This window comes from Amaricoccus tamworthensis (genome assembly GCF_049800875.1).
Lineage (GTDB): Bacteria > Pseudomonadota > Alphaproteobacteria > Rhodobacterales > Rhodobacteraceae > Amaricoccus > Amaricoccus tamworthensis.
This window is the reverse complement of sequence record NZ_JBNAFV010000005.1, coordinates 53,794-72,308: the sequence shown is the minus strand read 5'-3', so window position 1 is coordinate 72,308 and position 18,515 is coordinate 53,794. Positions and strand designations below refer to the sequence as shown.

Sequence of the window (18,515 nt, the reverse complement as noted above, 5' to 3'; positions counted from 1 at the left end):
ACTAAAATCAACCTAACAAATCGTTTTATTGAGTAAAAATTTGTCTAAAGTGTAATCCAACGTTCGGCAGAAGTCGAACCGGGAGGGCACAGGCTGCACGATCAGGGGTTCCAGCGTATTTTGGAACAGCGGGTATTCGATCACGCAGCCAAACGGACGGTTCAATCGACCGGTTTTTCCTAAAGCGAATGCAATACGAAGCTCATCGACCGAAGAAACACTTCGGGAGGTGCTGGTGTAGTTGGCCTTTTAAAGGGTGTTTTCCGCGTTTTTTGCGGAATTTGAGTACTAGGGGAATATATCATGGCTGTTACCGACAATTTTTCGGCAAGCGTTCTCGACCTCAACGGTTTTGGATTGAATTCACCAAGCGCGCTGGTCTGGGGATCCGACGGCAGGCTCTACGTGACGGAAGTGACCGGCGACGTTCACGTCATGACGGTTGAGTTCGGCGACAGCCCCAGCGACGCCAACCCGGAAGCCAAGTTCTTCGTCACCGACATGACGACGATCTCCGATGTCAAAAACATCCCCAACTTCAACGACGACGGCTCCCCGAATGGCGGCACCACGCGCCAGGTGACCGGCATCGACGTCACCAACCAGTATGACGACAGCGGCAACCGCCTCTACATCGATACAAACGGCCAGCTGACGACAACACCCACGGACACCCCCGCCGTGACCATGTACGTCACCTCGACCGACCAGCGCATCGGCGCCGGTACCGGCGGCGGCGACGTCAATCTCGACACCAACTCCGGCGTTATCACCAAGCTGGTGCAGACCGGCCCGGACAGCTGGGATCCCATCGACATCGTTCGTGGTCTGGCCCGGTCCGAGGAAAACCACGCGCTGAACGGTCTTGAGATCATTCAGGAGGTCGACGCCAACGGCATCCTCGTCTCCGAACGCCTTCTGGTTGCAAACGGCGGTAACGCCAACACCGGCGCGCCGTCCAACAACTTCGCCGGTCAGCAGGAACAGCCCTACAGCGCCGCGATCCTTGAGGTTGACCTCGACGCGATCAACGCAATGGACATCCTGACCGATGCCAGCAGTGGCCGGTCCTATGTCTACGACATGCCGACCCTCGACGACCCGACCCGTGCGGGTGAGGAAGACAACAACGACCCCCAGGGCGGTAATGACGGCCTGAACAGTGCAAAAATCGTAGCAGGCAGCCCGGTGCAGATCTATTCGCCGGGCTATCGCAATTCCTATGACGTGGAAGTCACCGAGGACGGCCGCGTCTGGACCTACGACAACGGTGCGAACAACTCCTGGGGTGGCCGCCCCATCGGTGAGGCCGGCGAAAATGGCGCGGTCGATCTGGCTCAGGCATTCAACTACATCTCCACCAACCTCAACAACGGTGACGGCGACGCGGATGATGACATCAACCTCGTCAACTGGAACCCGTCCAACAAGGACAACTTCCACGAGGTCACCCGGTCCGACGACCTTGACGGGCGGGACCTGTCGCAGGGCAACACCGGCCCGGTCACGTACGAATCCAACGGACTGACCTATGTCTATGGTGGTCACCCGAACCCGACCCGCGCCGAAGGTGCGCTTGCCGGACTTCTGTTCTCGCCCGGTAACGGTACGGATGACGCCTTCCTGCTGATTTCCAACCAGGCCAGCTATGACGATACGCCCGGCGCCCCGACCGATTACGACCAGGTCATCGCTTTCCTCGAAAGCCTTGAGAACAATGACGCGCTCTATCCCACAACCGGCGTTTACGGCGCCGACGCGGGTGAGCTGACCAGCCGCGTTTTAGCTGTCCAGCCTGGTATCGAATACAACATCTACAAACTCGAGGACGGCACCGGCGTTGCCCTTCCCGTTGGTGAGGATGCTCCGGCCAACTCCACGCTGCTCGGCCAGTCCGGACTGCCCGCCGATATCGCGGATATCGTCGCTGAACCCAACAAGATCGAAGGCGATTACAAGGAAGCCGGCAAATACGACGGCGCCGTCGACACCGGCAACGGTTCGGTCAACGGCCTCGCCGAATACACCTCGACCATTCTGGACGAGGGCAATATCGACATGTCCGGCGCGATCCTGACCACTGACTACAATGGTGAGTTGATCATTATCGGTCGTGAGGCTGACGGAACCGTCGGCACCACCACCAACGGTCAGGGCTTCACGGTTGCGGCTGACCGCGAGGTGATCGGTCTTGGCGGCGGCAACCCGCTGGGCATCGCCACCCTTGGTGACGAGTATTTCAACCAGGGCCTGTCCCAGCCCTTCCAGGGCTCCATCTGGATCGCCAAACTCGGCCAGAACTCCATTCAAATTCTGCAGCCCGCGAACGGTGCCGTTCCTCTCGCAGGCCAGGAAATTGTTGACCCGACCGACAATGACTTCGACGGCGTCGACAATATCCACGACCCGTTCGAATACAGCTCCAGCAACGGCTACGACATCGCGCCGGGCCAGAAGCTGTCCCTGGAATTCGAGGCCCTGTCCACCGACTTCCCCGGCACCCTGTCCAACACCGGCCTGCTTGGCGCGGCCCTGGACGGCGAAACGCCCAACAAGGACGCGACCTCCATCGCCGATGGTGCGGAGCCCGGCGCGGTCGTTGACGGCCTGTTCGACAACGGCGGCAACATCATCCCCGGCGCCAACGCACCCCGCCTTCAGATCAAGGCGGTCGTTCCCGGCAGCGTCGTCGGCTCCGACAACGACGCCCGTGACGTTCTGCACACCGGCATCAAACCGTCCAGCGACACCGACCGTGTCGAGGCCGTGTTCAACATCAAAAACTGGGTGCCGTCCGTGGATGGCGGTCTCCAGCCCGGCCAGCTCGTCGGCATGATGTTTGGCGACGGCACCCAGGCAAACTTCGTCCGCTTCGTCTTCGGCTCGGTTGGCGGCGTTCCAGGCTTTGAGGTTGGCATCGAGACCGGCGACAGCGGCTACCAGATACTTGGCACCGCAGCCGTACCTTCGCTCACCTCGTCGGCCATCGGCACCGTTGAGCTCAAGTTCGAGGTCAACATCAACACCTTCGAGATCGAAACATCCTACCACCTCGAAGGCGACGCCGGCTTCACCTCCATTCCGCTCAGCGACAGCACACTGCCCGTGGGCGTCCTGCGCGACGTTTTGACCGGCAACCACACCATCACCGATGGCGACGGCCCGGTTCTGTCCTCGGGTGCCGCAATCGGTGTTCTTGCGGAAACCTCCGAAGGCAATCCGCTGGAAGCCATCGACTTCAACAGCATCGAGATCGAGGCCTTCGGCAACGAGCTCTACGCCACCAACGCCGACGAGGTTGACCAGAACGGCTCCGCCGGCACCGACACGCTGATCTACACCGGCACCGACACGGATCTCGATCCGATGGCAGCCAATGTGGAGCGTTTCGACGGCACCGGCTCCTCCGCCGACTTCACGGTCGAGGCCAACGACCTCGACAACCTGATCCGCGTGGGCTCCGGCAACAACACCGTCATCACCCGCGAAGGTGCCGACAGTGTGCGCGGTACTCTTGAGGACCTGGGCGGCGACGAAATCACCGATTTCTCCTTCCAGGATGAGGTCATCATTGAGGGCGAAACCCTCAACACCATCGGCACGCCGACCTTCGGCGGCTCGGCCGGCTCCGCTGAGATCACCATCGGCGGCCAGACCATCACCCTGACCGGTCCCGACCTTGCCGATTACGACCCGGCCGATGGTGTCGCGTCCATTTCGATCACCCAGGCCTCCGACGGCGTGCGGATCGCGGTTGAACCGGCCCTGGCGCCCGTCATCGCCATCAACGCCGGCGGTCCGGCCGTCACCGGCGTGACCATGCGCGACATGGTCATAGACTTTAAGTCCAACACGTCCGGCGGCCAGGGCGATGGCTACACGTCGACGGGTGACTTCAAAACCCACTCGAACGCGTCATCGAACTCCCACGACTTCCCGAACACGGAACTGGACGCGATCCACGCGGTCGAGCGTTCGTCCGCTCCGGCGGCCAAATGGGGCTACTCCATTCCGGTCGAAAACGGCACCTACCTCGTCGATCTGCTGTTTGCGGAAATCTATCACGGTCTCCATACCAGCTCCGATCCCGACAACATGCGTGTCTTCGACATCTTCGTTGAGGATCAGCTGGTTGAGGACAATTACGACATCATCGACGATGCCGGTGGTGCGGGCATCGAGGTCATCAAGACCTACGAGGTCGTGGTCACCGACGGCCAGCTGAATGTCGAGTTCAGCCTCGAGGTCGACCAGGCCAAACTGAGCGGCCTGGCGGTCTGGAAACTCGGCGGCACCTACACGCCGCCAGCGGACGAAACCGCGCCTGAAATCGTCTCGATCACGGTCGAGAACGAACAGAGCATCCAGGACGGAGAGCGCACCGCAACCGTGGTTCTCTCCGATGAGACCGGCTTTGACGCGGACGACTTCACCGGACTGGACGGCGGTGAGCTTCAGTTCACCGGCATCGTGCCCGACACCATCTCGGCACCCGACGTGGACATCAGCGCCGACGGCAAAACCGCCACGTTGACCTACACCCTGGCCCGCGACGACAACGCCTGGCCGAATGGCGAGGGTCAGATCTCCATCGCGGCCGGCGCCTATTCCGACGCCGCTGACAACACTACGGAAGCTGCAAGTGCCGCCTTCATCCTTGAGGCCAACCTCGCGGCACTCGTTCGCGGCAACATCGTCCGCGCGATCAATGTCGGCACCACCGACACCACGGCAGGCAACCTCGGCGCGGACCCGATCGACGGTATCACCGACAACAACCGTTACGGCGGCGCCATCACCGGCGACACGCTCATCACGGATGCGGCCGGAAACCCGATCGACTTTGAGGCCGACAACAACGACTGGTACACGGGTGCCAAAACCAACGCGCAGCTCAACAGCAACGTTGACGGCCAGTTCCCGACAAGCAACAGCGGCGGTGTCGATCTCGACGGATCGGCCTACCACACCTACCGCGACTCCGGATCGAACACCTGGACGGCAACCTACTCGGGCTTCGCCAATGGCAGCTACGTGGTCGAACTGCACTTCGCGGAACTCTACCACTCCTCGGCCAATGCCCGCGTCGGTGACTTCTACGTCCAGGGTGACCTGGTTCTGAACGACTTCGACGTCTTTGCCGAAGCCGGTGGCGCCGACAAGCCGATCTCCCGCACCCACAACGTGCTGGTAACCGACGGCACCATCACCGTCACGGTAGACAGCTCCCAGGGCGAGGCCGGTTACAGCGCCATCGCGGTCTACGAGGCGGTACCGTCCGACCTGCCCGCAACCATCTCCGTTGCCGACGCCACGGCGGTCGAGGGCGGCGACGCAACCGTCACCTTCACCCGCATCGGCGACCTCACCGAGGCCGTCACGGTCGACTACCAGATCAACCCCGGTTCGGCTGACGCGTCGGACATCAGCGCCGCCCTCACTGGCAGCGTCGTGATCCCGGCAAACAGCGGCTCGGTGACCCTGCCCATCGCCATTACCGACGACAGTGACGAGGAACCGGCCGAGATTTTCACCGTCTCCATCACCGGCGTCTCCGGCGACGCGGTCATCGCGGACGCCACCGGCACCGTCACTATCGGCGCCAGCGACTCCGACCTCCAGATCCCGGCGGGCGGCACCATCCTTGAACTCGACTTCGAAACGAACGGCGACCCGCTCAACGAAGGCGGCTTCGACGGTGTCCTCGGCGGCAGCGGCGCACTCGATGCCGCCGTTCAGACCACGGTTTCCGGCGGCAAACTGATCGTTGAAACCTCCGATGGCGACCTCTCCGAAGCGCCACAGACGGCGAGCAAGAACGACTTCGTCAAGTCCGTCGACCTGACGGATCAGGCCCTGACCGAGATCTACCTGACCACCCGGTTCGACAATCCGTTCACGGCGGATGTCCTCGCGGCAAACGGCGTGACCAATGGTGTCATTCCGAACTACGCCCAGCAGGGTATCCTGATCTCGACCACTGCGGCGAACGCCCAGGATGAGGACCAGTTCGTCAAGACCGTCTTCGGCGGCAATGGCGGCAACGCCATCCAGATGTGGTCGCAGGGCGAGATCGACCAGAAGATCCTGATCTCCGACATCTCCGCAGCCGCGGCCGCGCCGTTTGGCCTCGCGGATATCGCCTCGGTGGAAATGAGCCTTGCGGTTGACCGCAGCGCCGCATCCCCGACCGTGGCACAGATCGTGACCTTCTTCGACGCGCAGGGTGCCATCCTCGGCGGCGTACGCCCCGAGGCAACGCCCGGCTTCCTCACGGCTCCGGCCCTGGCCATGCCAGCGGATGTTGTCGCAGCCGTGAATGGCGGCACCAGCGTGGTGGGTGTCACCTCCACCGACTACCAGGACCTGGGCAGCTTTGAGGCCAGCTGGGACTTCCTCAGCGTCACCTCGCCACAGCAGGCGGCGGATCCCGGTGACACGGCCTTCGGCACGACGTTCGGCGACCTGTCCGACGACCGCCTGGACCCGACCGATGGTGGTACGCTCTCGCTTGGCGACAACCTCCTGACCGCAACCCAGCAGGGCGACGGCGCGGAGGGAGGCCGTGACCGTGACTACATCACCTTCACGGTTCCCACCGGCCACGTGCTCTCGGCCCTTGAGCTTGACGGCTACGAGACGACGGAGATCGCACCGTTCGGGTTCCTCGGCCTCCAGGAAGGCACGGCCCTCACGGTCGATCCGGTAACGGGTCAGCCCGATCCGGACGGCACGCCGCTGCTCGGCGGCCTGGTCTACAGCCCAGGCGAGATCGGCGACAACATCCTGCCCGACATCGGGGCATTCACCCAGGAAGGTGTGCCGATCACCGGCTTCACCGGTCCTCTCGGCGAGGGCACCTACACACTTTGGCTGAACCAGGGCGGCAACCCGACGACAGCCTCATTCAATTTCATCGTAACGGAGGCACCAGTGGCCGATATCACTCTATCAATTTCCGACGCTCCAACCCTTGTGGAAGCGGGCGACACCGATAACACCACTCTTGAATTTGCAGTCACCACGTCGGATGCGGGCTTCAACGGAGACGTCGACGTCACCTTTAACGCTACCGGCGCTCTGGGCCAGACTGAAACACTTACCTTCGTGGACGGTTCTGCCTCCCTGACCATCGACGTTGCCAATGACGACGACGACAATGGCGACGACGTAATCGACGTGACCCTGACTGGTGGTTCCAACGCCGCAGCCGACACGTTCCTCATCTCCGCCACCAACGGCACCGCTTCCGGCACCGTCACCGAGGATGACGCGGACGCCCCGACCCTCATTCGCGGCGACGTGGTCCTTGCGTACAACGCGGGTGGAGACGGTCTCACAATGGATGGTATCGCGTTTGCGGGCGCTGATAACCCGACAGACGGGAACCCGTTCTCCGGCGGTCAGCAGTACACGGATGGCGGGGGAGGCAACTCCAATGGCGTCCAGCCGGACTTCAATGACACGGTTTACAAAACCGAAATCAATGACAGTGGTGACGGCAACTTTACGTTCTCCTCGGGCGATCTTGACCCGACCAAATCCTACTTCGTCGACCTGTATTTTGCCGAGATTTATGCAAGCAATTCCGGCGTCCGCATCTTCAACGTCTCTGCGGAAGATGGCGCGGAACCCGTTCTGGCCAACTTCGATGTTCTTGCCGTAAACGGCGGTGACATTAACGCTCCGGTGATCATCGAACTGTCTGACCCAATTTCGCCCGGCGCGAACGGAAAAATTGACCTTTCGTTCGACGTTGCGCTCGACGGCGAGGGCGAACCCTATGACCGCGCCAAGGTCTCCGCAATCGTCATCCGCGAAGCGGTTGAGCCGGTTGTTGAAACCGCAGCCGTTTCCGTGGCCGACGCCTCCTTCGACGAGGAAACCGGTCTCGGTACGGTCGAATTCACCCGTACCGGCCCGACCGAAGAGGCCATCACGATCACTTACAGCCTGGCTGACGTGACCGCGACCACGGGCGATGACTACACCGCCCCCACGGGCTCGGTTGTTATCCTGGCCGGTGAAACCACCGCGACCGTCGACATCCCGCTCATCAATGACGAGCTGGACGAGGGCGCGGAAACCTTCACCGTCACCATCACGGGTGCCACCGACGCCAACGGCGCGGTCGACTTCTCGGCCACTCCGGCTACCGTCACCATCACCGATGACGACGCCGCACCTCTACCGGTCGGTTTCGCACCGGGCGACGACCTCGACCAGGACGGCACCGCCAACAGCGAGGACGACGACATCGACGGCGACACGCTGCTTAACGGCGACGAGACCTTCGTCTACGACGCCACCAACGCAGGCACCGCCCTGACCGCCGGTCAGACCGTCCGCCTCGAGTTCGACACCGACGGCACCCCGTTCGAAAACGGCCTCACCGGCGCTCTGGTCAGCAACAAGCCGGAAGTGGAGGAGATCAAATTGGCTGACGCCTCCGTCTCCGGCGGCAAGCTGAACATCACTGCGACCAGCGGCGACCATCACAACAACGCCAATGGTCAGCAAAACGCTCTCGTGGCGGCCTATTCGGCAGCGGAAGGTCTGCGTGTCACCACCCGGTTCGACATGCCGGATTTCATCTCCACTACTGCGGAGTTGGATGCGCCTACGAACTTCCAGTCGGCAGGTGTCGTTATCGGTACCGACCAGGACAACCTGATGAAGATTGTATTCGGCCGAACCGGTTTTGAGTTTGAACTGGCTCAGGACAATGTCGGCGGGAACGCTGCGGTTGCAGCGCCGGTGTACCTTGAAAGCTTTGGAAATGCTGACGCGGCTTCTGTTGAAGTCACTCTGGAAGCCTATATCGAGGACGACAATGGTACCCCCGTGCCGATGTTCCGTGCACTTGGAACCCTGTTCAACGCGAACGACGAAGCCATCTCGGAAACAGCACCGCTTCTGAGTAACGGACTGGAAATTCTTGGAACTCTCGGCGCCGCCATTCTGGCTGGTGATCCGGTCGGTGCAGGTGTCATCCAGACTTCCACACCGACAGGCAACAGCCGTGACACCTTCAGCGTCTCCTACGACTTCCTCGAGGTCCAGTCGCTCGGCACACCGCCGGCAAATGAGGCCCCGACCGTGGACCAAGCCATCGGCGCCCAGACCGCCGACGAGGACGCGGCCTTCACCTTCGCGGTTCCTGCTGACGCCTTCGCCGACGACGCCGATCCGGCTGGACTGACGCTGACCGCAACGCTGACGGACGGATCGGACCTGCCCGCATGGCTCTCCTTCGACGGCACGACCTTCACCGGCACGCCGCTGGACGCAGATGTTGCGACCCTTTCGGTTCGCGTCACGGCCACGGATGAGGGCGGTCTCTCGGTCTCCCAGGACTTCGACCTCGAGGTGAACAACACCAACGATGCGCCGACCCTCGAAATCCCGAACGCCGACACGATCGGCACGGTGGGCGAGGTCTTCTCGCTGGCTCTCCCGGATGGCATGTTCGCCGACGACGATCTCGACAGTGGCGACACGCTGACGGTCAACGTCACCGGTCTGCCCGATGGCGTCACCTTCTCGGACGGCACCATCTCCGGAACGCCGACCACCGCCGGCACCTACACGGTGACCGTGACGGCAACGGACGGCGCCTTTGAGGTCGCAACCGACAGCTTCGACATCGTCGTCGAGGGCCTGGAAAACGCGGCCCCGACAGTGGACCAGGCCATTGCGGCACAGCAAATCGACGAGGACGCGGCCCTTACCTTCACCGTACCGTCCGACGCTTTCGCCGACGACGCCGGTGCGGAAAACCTGACGCTGACGGCAACGCTGGCGGACGGGTCCGACCTGCCCGCATGGCTCTCCTTCGACGGCACGACCTTCACCGGCACGCCGCTGGACGCCGATGTTGCGACCCTTACGGTCCGTGTCACGGCCACGGATGGCGAAGGTCTCTCGGTCTCCCAGGACTTCGATCTCGACGTGCTCAACACCAATGAGGCACCGACGCTCGAAATCCCGACCGACGACACCACCGGCACGGTAGGCGAGGCCTTCTCGCTCACGCTGCCTGCGGACATGTTCGCGGATGACGACATCGACAGCGGCGACAGCCTATCCATTGAGGTCACCGACCTGCCGGATGGCGTCACTTACTCGGACGGCGTCATCTCCGGAACACCGACCACGCCTGGCACCTACACGGTGACCGTAACGGCCACTGACCAGGCGCTGGAAGTCGCGACCGACAGCTTCGATATCGTCGTGGGCGACGGCACCGTCACACCGCCCTCGGATCCGGTCCGGATCCAGGGTGAGGATGCCGACACCATGTCCGGCTACCAGGTTCAGAACAACAACGCCTCTGACGGCAATGCCCTGATCTACGTGCCGCTCGGCCAGTCCGCCGGTACCGCGACCTTCAACATCGGTGAGCAGCTCGCTCCGGGCACCTACCGCATGGCGATTGCCTACTTTGACGAGAACGACGGCGAAAGCACGCTCGACATCTCCGTCACCGGCGACAGCGGCACCACCACGGCAAGCCTCGTGATGGATGACGACGCCACCAGCGGCAATGCGGCCCAGGCCTCCAGCCTGCGCACCAAGGTCCTGACCACCGTCACGGTGGACGCAAACTCCGTTCTCACCCTGAACGGCACCCGCGACCAGGCCGAGCATGTCCGCGTCGACTACTTCGAGTTCACCCCGGTCGAGCCGGTCGTGGATCCGGAGAACGAATCCCCCGAAGCGCCCTTCGGCCTTCAGGACCAGTCCGTCACCGAACGCGACGCCTTCGAGTACGACGTGGCCGCCGAGTTCTACGATCCGGAAGAGGATCCAATGACCTTCGAGGTCTCCGGACCCGAATGGCTGACCATCACGGACGGTGTTCTCTCCGGTACGCCGGAAGCGGGCGACATCGGCACCTTCACGGTGACCGTCACCGCCAGCGACGGCAACAGCACCACGGTCGAGACCTTCGACATCACGGTTGAGGACAAAAACGACGCGCCGGAAACAACGGGCATCCCCCGTCAGGCCGTCTCCGTGGGTTCCGCGGTGTCCCTCGACGTCAATGCGTACTTCTCCGATCAGGATGTGGGTGACGTGCTCGAATTCCGGGTCGAGGGCGCACTGCCCGCCGGCCTGACCTTCGAGAACGGTGTCTTCTCCGGCTCGCCGCTCGCGGCAGGCTCCGTCCCGGTCACCGTGATCGCCTCCGACGGCGAATTTGAGGTCAGCTCGACCTTCATCTTCGACGTTCTCGGCGAGCAGCGGGAAACCATCCGGATCGAGGCCGAGGACATGGACCTCGCCCCGCAGGGCTTCTTCACCCGCCAGACCTCGGACGGCCCGGAGATCATCCAGATGCTCCGCAACCGTGACGGTGAGGCAACCATCGATCTCGGCGCCAACTTCGACGCCCGTGGATCCTACGATGTCCGCGTCGCCTTCTACGACGAGAATGACGGGGTTTCCTCGGCATCGCTCGCCTACCAGACCGGCGGTGAGGAATTCGTGACCTTCGCGGAATGGGAGTTCGACCAGGACGGCGGCGGAAACGGCGCCCAGATCCAGAACCGCCGCACCCTGACCTTCACCGGTCTCGAGATTGGCGACGACACGGTTCTGCGTCTGCAGGCCAGCTCGAAGGAATTTGAGCACGCCCGGTTCGACTACATCGAACTGATCCCGGCAGCAGGTGACGTGAACCTCGCTCCGGCGGCCTCGCCCATCGACAACATCGAGCAGGCCATCGCAGGCCCGATCGAACTGGACCTGATGGCAATCGGCGCGTTCAACGACCCCGAGGAGGATGCACTGACATACTCCCTCATCTCCGGCCCGGCGTGGCTGACGATGGAAAACGGGGTTCTGACGGGCACACCGACCGAGGCGGGCACCTTCCAGGTGACCGTAGGGGCCACCGATGGACCGGCAAACTCCGGCGTCATCGTGCCCAACACCTTCACCATCACGGTTGACGCCGTACCGGTGAACGCGGCACCGACGGTCGCCCTGACACCGGTTCTGACGGAACTGTCCGAACTGGCCGATGTCACTGCCGCCATCAAGGTGGCCGACATCACCGTCACGGACGACCTCGACGGCACCAACGTGCTGACCCTGTCGGGCGCCGATGCCGATCTCTTCGAGATTGTTGGCGAGGAACTGTTCCTGAAAGCGAACGCGGCTCTCGACTTCGAGACCCTGGCCGAGCTGAACGTAACGGTGGAGGTGGACGACGCGACCGTGGGTGTCACCCCGGACGCAACCGCCGACCTGGTCCTTGCGATCACTGACGGCAACGAGGCTCCGACCGTGGCTCTGACGCCCATCGTCACCAGCCTCGCCGAGGATGCGGACACCTCGCTCGGTATCCGCGTGGCTGATATCGCCATCACCGACGACGCACTGGGCACCAATGCCCTGGCTCTCGACGGAGCCGACGCGGCCTCCTTCGAGATCATCGGAGACGGACTGTTCCTGAAGGCCGACGCGGCTCTCGATTACGAGACGCAGACAGCCCTCAACGTGACGGTCACCGTCGACGACGAAACCGTGGGTCTCACACCCGATGCCACGGCTGACTTCCAGCTGGCGGTGACGGATGTGGATGATGGCGAGGTCGATCCATACGCTCCGCAGGGAGACCTGGACGATGACAACACCATCAACTCCGCCGACGGCGACATCGACGGTGACGGTATCGACAACGTCGACGACGCCTTCGCCTGGGATGCCCAGAACGGCCAGGTTCTCCTGGACGGCCAGAGCATCCACCTGGAGTTCGACACCGACGGCACGCCTTACCAGAACGGCCTGACCGGTCTGTTGCAGAGCCCGGCTGCGGGATACAACGAGGAAGTGGCTGAAAACGCCAGCGTCTCGGACGGTGCCCTGCGTGTCCTGACCTCCAACGGCGACAACGGTGGCGCGAATACCGGCCAGAACAACTTCATGGTCGGCATCAGGCGCGGCGACGACTTCACTGTCGAAACCCGCATCGCCAACCCGTTCAAGGACGCGGCTCCAACAAACTACCAGCAGATCGGACTGGCCCTCGGCCTCGATCAGGACAACTTCCTGAAACTGGTCTACGGCTCCGGCGCCAATACCTTTGAACTGACCAAGGACATTGGCGGCTCGGAAGGCAAGGTGTCCACCGGACTGCCTGGCGGCGTGGCCTTCGCCGATATCGACGAACTGGTTCTCAACATCTCCGTTGAGATTGAGGGCGGCGTGTCGACAGTCAACGGAACCGTGACGCTCATCGGCGCCACCGGCCAGATCGGCGCACCGATCGAGCTTGGCCCGCAGACCCTCGATGGCGATCTCGGAACGGCGCTTGCCGACCCGGCTGCCACCGTGGGCGTGGGGGTCACCCAGAGCCACTACAACAACAAGCCGCAGTTCGAGGCGACATATGAGTACCTTCATGTGGATGCCGGCGGTGTTGCGGTGGTCGACGAGCAGGCACCGACCGCGACCTTCGAGATCGTCAATCCCGAAGACGCAAATGGTGACCTGACCATCCTGGTGACCTTCGCGGATGCCAGCGGCATCGACGCGGCAACCCTGGGCGCGGAGGACCTCGTCCTCGTGGCCGCCGGTTTCGAGACCGGAAGCCAGGCAACCCTGGTCGGCTTCGACGCCGGAACCGGTGTGGCGGAGTTCTCCTTCGCGGCCCCGAACGGCGGCTGGAGCGAAAGCACCACCTTCGCGGTCCGTATCCCGGACGGTGCGGTGGCGGATGCCTCGCCGGCGGCAAATGCCATCGCCGAGACAACCTCGAACGGCTTCACCATCGACATCGGTGCGACCAACGAGGATCCGTTCGCTCCGGATGGTGACCTCGACAATGACGACATCGCCAATGCCGTGGATACGGACATTGACGGCGACGGCATTGACAACATCAACGACCACTTCGCCTGGGATGCAGAGAACGGCACCCTGCTGGAAACCGGCGCCTCCATCGAACTCAACTTCGATACGGACGGCACCGTCTACCAGAACGGCTTCACCGGTCTGCTTCAGGGCGGCACGCCAGGAAGCTCGGCCCTCGCCAACTTCGACGAGGAAACCGGCACGGCGACGGTCTCGGGTGGCAAGCTGAACGTGACCGCCTCCAACGGCGACACGGGTGGCACCAACAACCCCGATGACGACTACCAGCTTGGTATCAAAAACAGCGACTTCACGGTTGAGGCCCGGGTGGACAACCCGTTCCTCTCCTCCGGAGCCGCCAACTTTGACCAGGTGGGTATCCATGTGGGTGTCGACAGCACGGACTTCGCCAAACTGGTGTTCGGTTTCACCGGGGAAACCTTCGAGTTCTCCAGCCGCACCAACGACGTGGAGGACAAGCTGGGTGGTGCTCTCCCGGTCGGTCTCGACGGGTTCAGCGCGGTAGACCTGAAAATGGTGGTCCAGGCCGGTTCGGCCAGCTCCGCCAGCCTCCAGGGCTTCGCCACCTTCCTTGACGCCGGCGGCAACCCGATTGCGGGCGCCACCAATGTCAGCTTCGGTACGCTGAACGTCACCGGCGCACTCGCCGCGGCGATCTTCGACACCGACACCGGTGTGGGCGCGGGCTTCACCCAGACCCAGTACAGCGGTGTGGACGCTCCGTTCCAGACGGCGATGGACAGCTTCAAGGTCACGGCCAACGGCGGCTCCGCCCCGGTCGATCCGACAGGCGCACTCGAAGCCTTCGACGGTGAAAGCGACCTCAAGACCGACGCCACATATGGCGGCAACGCCGTAGGCTCCGCGGTTCTTGAGATCATGACCGGCGAAAGCAACGTCCAGTCGTCGAACTACGGCAATAACTCCTTTGAGGTCACCAACACCGGCGACAAGAAGATCTCCGCGATCTTCATCGACGTCAGCGGCGCCCTCTACCAGGACAGCGTGTTCGATCCCGATGGCCTCGGAGGCGACAACGCCGCCAAATCCTGGGCGGTCAACAGCGACGGCAACACCGGCGCCTACGTGTCCGGATCGGGCTACTACCTGCCCGGTCAGGCTCCCATCGCGGGCTCACTGCCCTCAAATGGCGGCTTCAAGGGAGCGATGGTCAAGTTCTCCGACAGCAGTGACGGCGGCTTCCAGAATGGTGAGACCGTTGGCTTCTCCGGCGACATGGACCCCAACTCGATCGCGGGTCTGGCCAAGAACGGCACCGACGGTGTCGACACCGGAGCGACCCAGGGCTGGGATGTGGGCGGAATTTCCGGTCACGAACTGATCGGATCGCTGTTCACCGTCCTCTTCGACGACGGCACCACGGCGAGCGGCCAGCTTGGCAGCGACAAGAGCAACGCGGGTTCGCACGCTCTTGCCACCCAGGCACCGGCAGGCAACGATGTGTCCATCGCGGTCAACGGCACCGCTCAGGGCAGCATCGGAACTTACGGCCAGACCCTGCCAACGGTCATCGTGACCGGCGAGCCGGGGGACACCGTCCGCATCACCATGTCGCGTGGTCTCGACCCCGTGACCAACACCAGCAGCGGTATCGACGGTCTGGTGGAAAGCCGCCTTGCCCGCTACGACTTCAAGGTGAACAACGCCTTTGATGAGCAGTCGGTCGATGTGGTGATCGGTGCGAACGGCACGTTCGACGCCTCGTCCATGTTTAACTACGGGTCGGCAAACGGCACCGGAAAGGGCAGCTTCGACGGTGACACCACGGCTCCGATCGCCTTCGTGGCATCGGTCATCGAGCCAGGCTCCGGCCTGCCGGTGGGTGCGGTGACGTCACCGGTCTACCTGAACAACGTGGGCGGCCCGGTTGAGGGCGGCGGAGGCCACACGCCGGTTGATGGTTACTACCAGATCATCAACAGCGGTGCGTCCAATGCACGCTTCAAGGTCCAGTTCGAGGACGAAAACGGTCCTGGTGGCCAGAACCCGGGCGGCAACTGGAGCTTCCTCGACAGTGCGGATGGCGATGGCAACCAGAACGGTTTCCAGGGCGACGGCTACTACCTCTGGGGAGACGAGGAAAGCGAAAGCCTCAACAACCCGCAGGCCAACAGCTTCCTGGAGTACACGATCTACATCCCGGAGGGAGACGAGGGCAACTACACCATGCGGGTCCGTGCATCGCGCGATCCGGGTGGCGCGGGTGACCAGCAGAACGACGTCTGGCTCAAAATTGACGATGACGCCGAGGCGCTGCAAACCAACCAGTCGCCAACCGTCTCCAACAGTGGCTTCGTGAAGGTCTACGGAACCGGAACCAGCAACTGGGGCTTTGGTCAGAACCTGGACGGAGAACCCGATCCCAACTTCCAGGCAACCTTCACGCTCGACGCCGGTGTTCACACGATCACCTTCGCCGGACGCTCGCAGGGTTACCACCTCGACTACTGGGAGCTGATGAAAGGCACCGGCCAGGGCATCAACGCCGCAAACTCCACCTTCGTTGAGGGCGATCCCAACGACGGCGGCAACGGCGGCGGTGGCGGCGAGCCGACCCCGGGTACGATCGTCTCCTCGATCGCGGCCGGATCGGATGACCGCGAGGAGTTCGGTGGCATCGGAAGCTCCGATATCGAACTTGGCCTGAATGGTCCGAACGAGCAGTATGCCGACCTTCGCTTCACCGGTATCACCCTGTCCGACACGGCGGACATCGAAAGCGCCTATTTCGAGTTCAACGCCTTCGAGGACAGCAGCGGTTCCGCGAACTTCGTGATCCAGATCGAGGACACGCTGGACAACCCGACCTTCACCAACGGTGACGGCAACAGCCGGTCCTACCTGAACGAGGAGGTCGAGTGGAACAATGTCGAGCAGTGGACCGAGAACCAGAACTACCAGTCCGCCGACATTACCACGCTGATCGAGGCCCTGATCGAGGATGGCGGCATCGATGCCCTCGACGCCCTGTCCTTCCGGATCACCGGTTCCGGTGGCCGCGCAGCCCACGCGTTCAACTCGGACGGTGAAGCCGCGAAGCTGATCATCAACTACGATGATTTCGGGTAACATCCCGGAACCGTCACCCTCCGGTCTCCGGGGGGTGGCGTAACCCCACTCAAAAGCCCGGTGTCCGCACCGGGCTCTTTTTTGCCTGGATTTCAGACGTCTAGGCGCTCAGCCGGTGAATTCCCGCCGTCGCGCCGCTCAGGGCCAGGCTCTCCTCCACATGCCGACCCAGCGCCTTGGCCGCGGGCCCGGTGTCGCGGGCCTCCACCAGCCGCAGATGGAACGGCCCAAAGGCCGGCAGCCCCTCACGCTCATCTAAAATCCGAAACTCCGGCCCGACAAGACCCGCGGGCAGGGGGGCAATCGCCAGGTCCGCCCGCACCGCCGCCAGCTGCCCTGCGCCGGTCTCCGAGGTATAGGCAATCCGGTAGGATTTTCCCCGGCCGTTCAGATCCGCCAAAGCCGCCGATCGCCACGCGCACCCCTGGGAGGCAAGCGCCAGGGGCAGGGGGGTGCGCCGGTGCGCCCGTCCGTCCCGCGCGCCGACCCAAACCAGTTTCTCACTGTGCAAAAGCCGCCCCGGCGCGTCCGCCACGTTCTCGGACGTGGTCAGCGCCAGGTCGATCGCTCCACTGTCCACATCCGCCAAAATCCGCTTCGTGGTCGAGAGCACCACATCCACCTCCACCAGCGGATGGGTCGAGGCAAACCGGCGCAGAATGTCCGGCAGATGCGTGATCCCAAAATCATCCGGCGCCCCAAACCGCACATGCCCCTCCAGGGGCGGAATACGAAACCGCGACAGGGCCTGTTCCTGAATGCGCAGCATCTCGTGGCAATGCACCAGAAACGCCTCGCCATCCGGGTTCAGCGTCACATGCCGCGGATGCCGCACGATCACGGGCCGCCCCAGCAGATCCTCGAGCTTCTTCATCTGCATGCTGATGGCCGATGGCGTGCGCCCGACCCGCTTCGCGGCGGCGGTGAAACTTCCGGTCTCCGAGACGGTCACAAAACTGCGGACCAGATCGAGTTCCAGCAGCGCGTTCTCCTGGGGCTGCATGGCGCATCTCCTATCTATCAGAATCTCTGACAGATAGCATAAGTCCTATTCGTTTGATTGATCAATACCCTTGGCTCATGTTGGTCCCATCACAAAGGAGACCACCATGACCTTCATCCCAACCGCCCCCGCCGGACGCTTTGAAATCCCGTCCATCCGCGCATTCGCCCGCCGTTTCCTTGCCGGTGCCTCCCGCATGGGCCCAACCCCGGACCAGATCGCCGCCCGCCACGCCTTTCGCCGCACGGTCCGCCTCAGCGACCGGATGCTCGACGATATCGGCGTCACCCGGGCCGAGGTCACCCAGGCCGCCATGCTGCCCATTCACATCAATGCCGCGCAATGGCTCCACGACACCGCCAAAAAACGCCGTCTTGCCGAGGCCGCGATGCTCACACGGGGCCGGGGGCGCCGCAAATAAGGCACTCTCACATCACCCCGCCCGCCCGGCGTCACCGCCGGGCTGCGCCGAACCTCCCCCGGAGGCGTATATGCGCCACCAGGTCCGGCGCCGCCCTGGTCTCATGGGCGGACACCG

3 protein-coding genes are annotated in these 18,515 nt (G+C 63.1%); 2 read left to right on the top strand and 1 reads right to left on the bottom strand.

The genetic code is table 11. From position 1 onward, the window contains the following. The first annotated feature begins 303 nt into the window (after window positions 1–303). The gene (locus tag ACP15P_RS10745; RefSeq protein ID WP_424928457.1) at window positions 304–16,974 is read left to right on the top strand and encodes a putative Ig domain-containing protein; all 16,671 of its coding nucleotides are present in this window, start codon (window positions 304–306) and stop codon (window positions 16,972–16,974) included. 100 nt (window positions 16,975–17,074) lie between these two features. Here the strand turns inward: ACP15P_RS10745 and ACP15P_RS10740 are convergent, their stop codons facing one another. Beyond that, window positions 17,075–17,977, bottom strand: a complete 903-nt coding sequence (locus ACP15P_RS10740; RefSeq protein WP_424928456.1) for a LysR substrate-binding domain-containing protein — start codon at window positions 17,975–17,977, stop codon at window positions 17,075–17,077. A 106-nt stretch (window positions 17,978–18,083) separates the two neighbouring features. Between ACP15P_RS10740 and ACP15P_RS10735 the strand changes: the two genes are divergently transcribed. Beyond that, window positions 18,084–18,398: a DUF1127 domain-containing protein gene (locus ACP15P_RS10735; RefSeq protein WP_424928455.1), complete on the top strand. Its 315-nt coding sequence runs from the start codon at window positions 18,084–18,086 to the stop codon at window positions 18,396–18,398. Window positions 18,399–18,515 lie beyond the last annotated feature (117 nt).

Excerpts from the sequence above, each read along its gene's own strand:
- ACP15P_RS10745 (WP_424928457.1), top strand. The coding sequence starts at position 304 with ATGGCTGTTACCGACAATTTTTCGGCAAGCGTTCTCGACCTCAACGGT.
- ACP15P_RS10735 (WP_424928455.1), top strand. The coding sequence starts at position 18,084 with ATGACCTTCATCCCAACCGCCCCCGCCGGACGCTTTGAAATCCCGTCC.
- ACP15P_RS10740 (WP_424928456.1), bottom strand. The coding sequence starts at position 17,977 with ATGCAGCCCCAGGAGAACGCGCTGCTGGAACTCGATCTGGTCCGCAGT.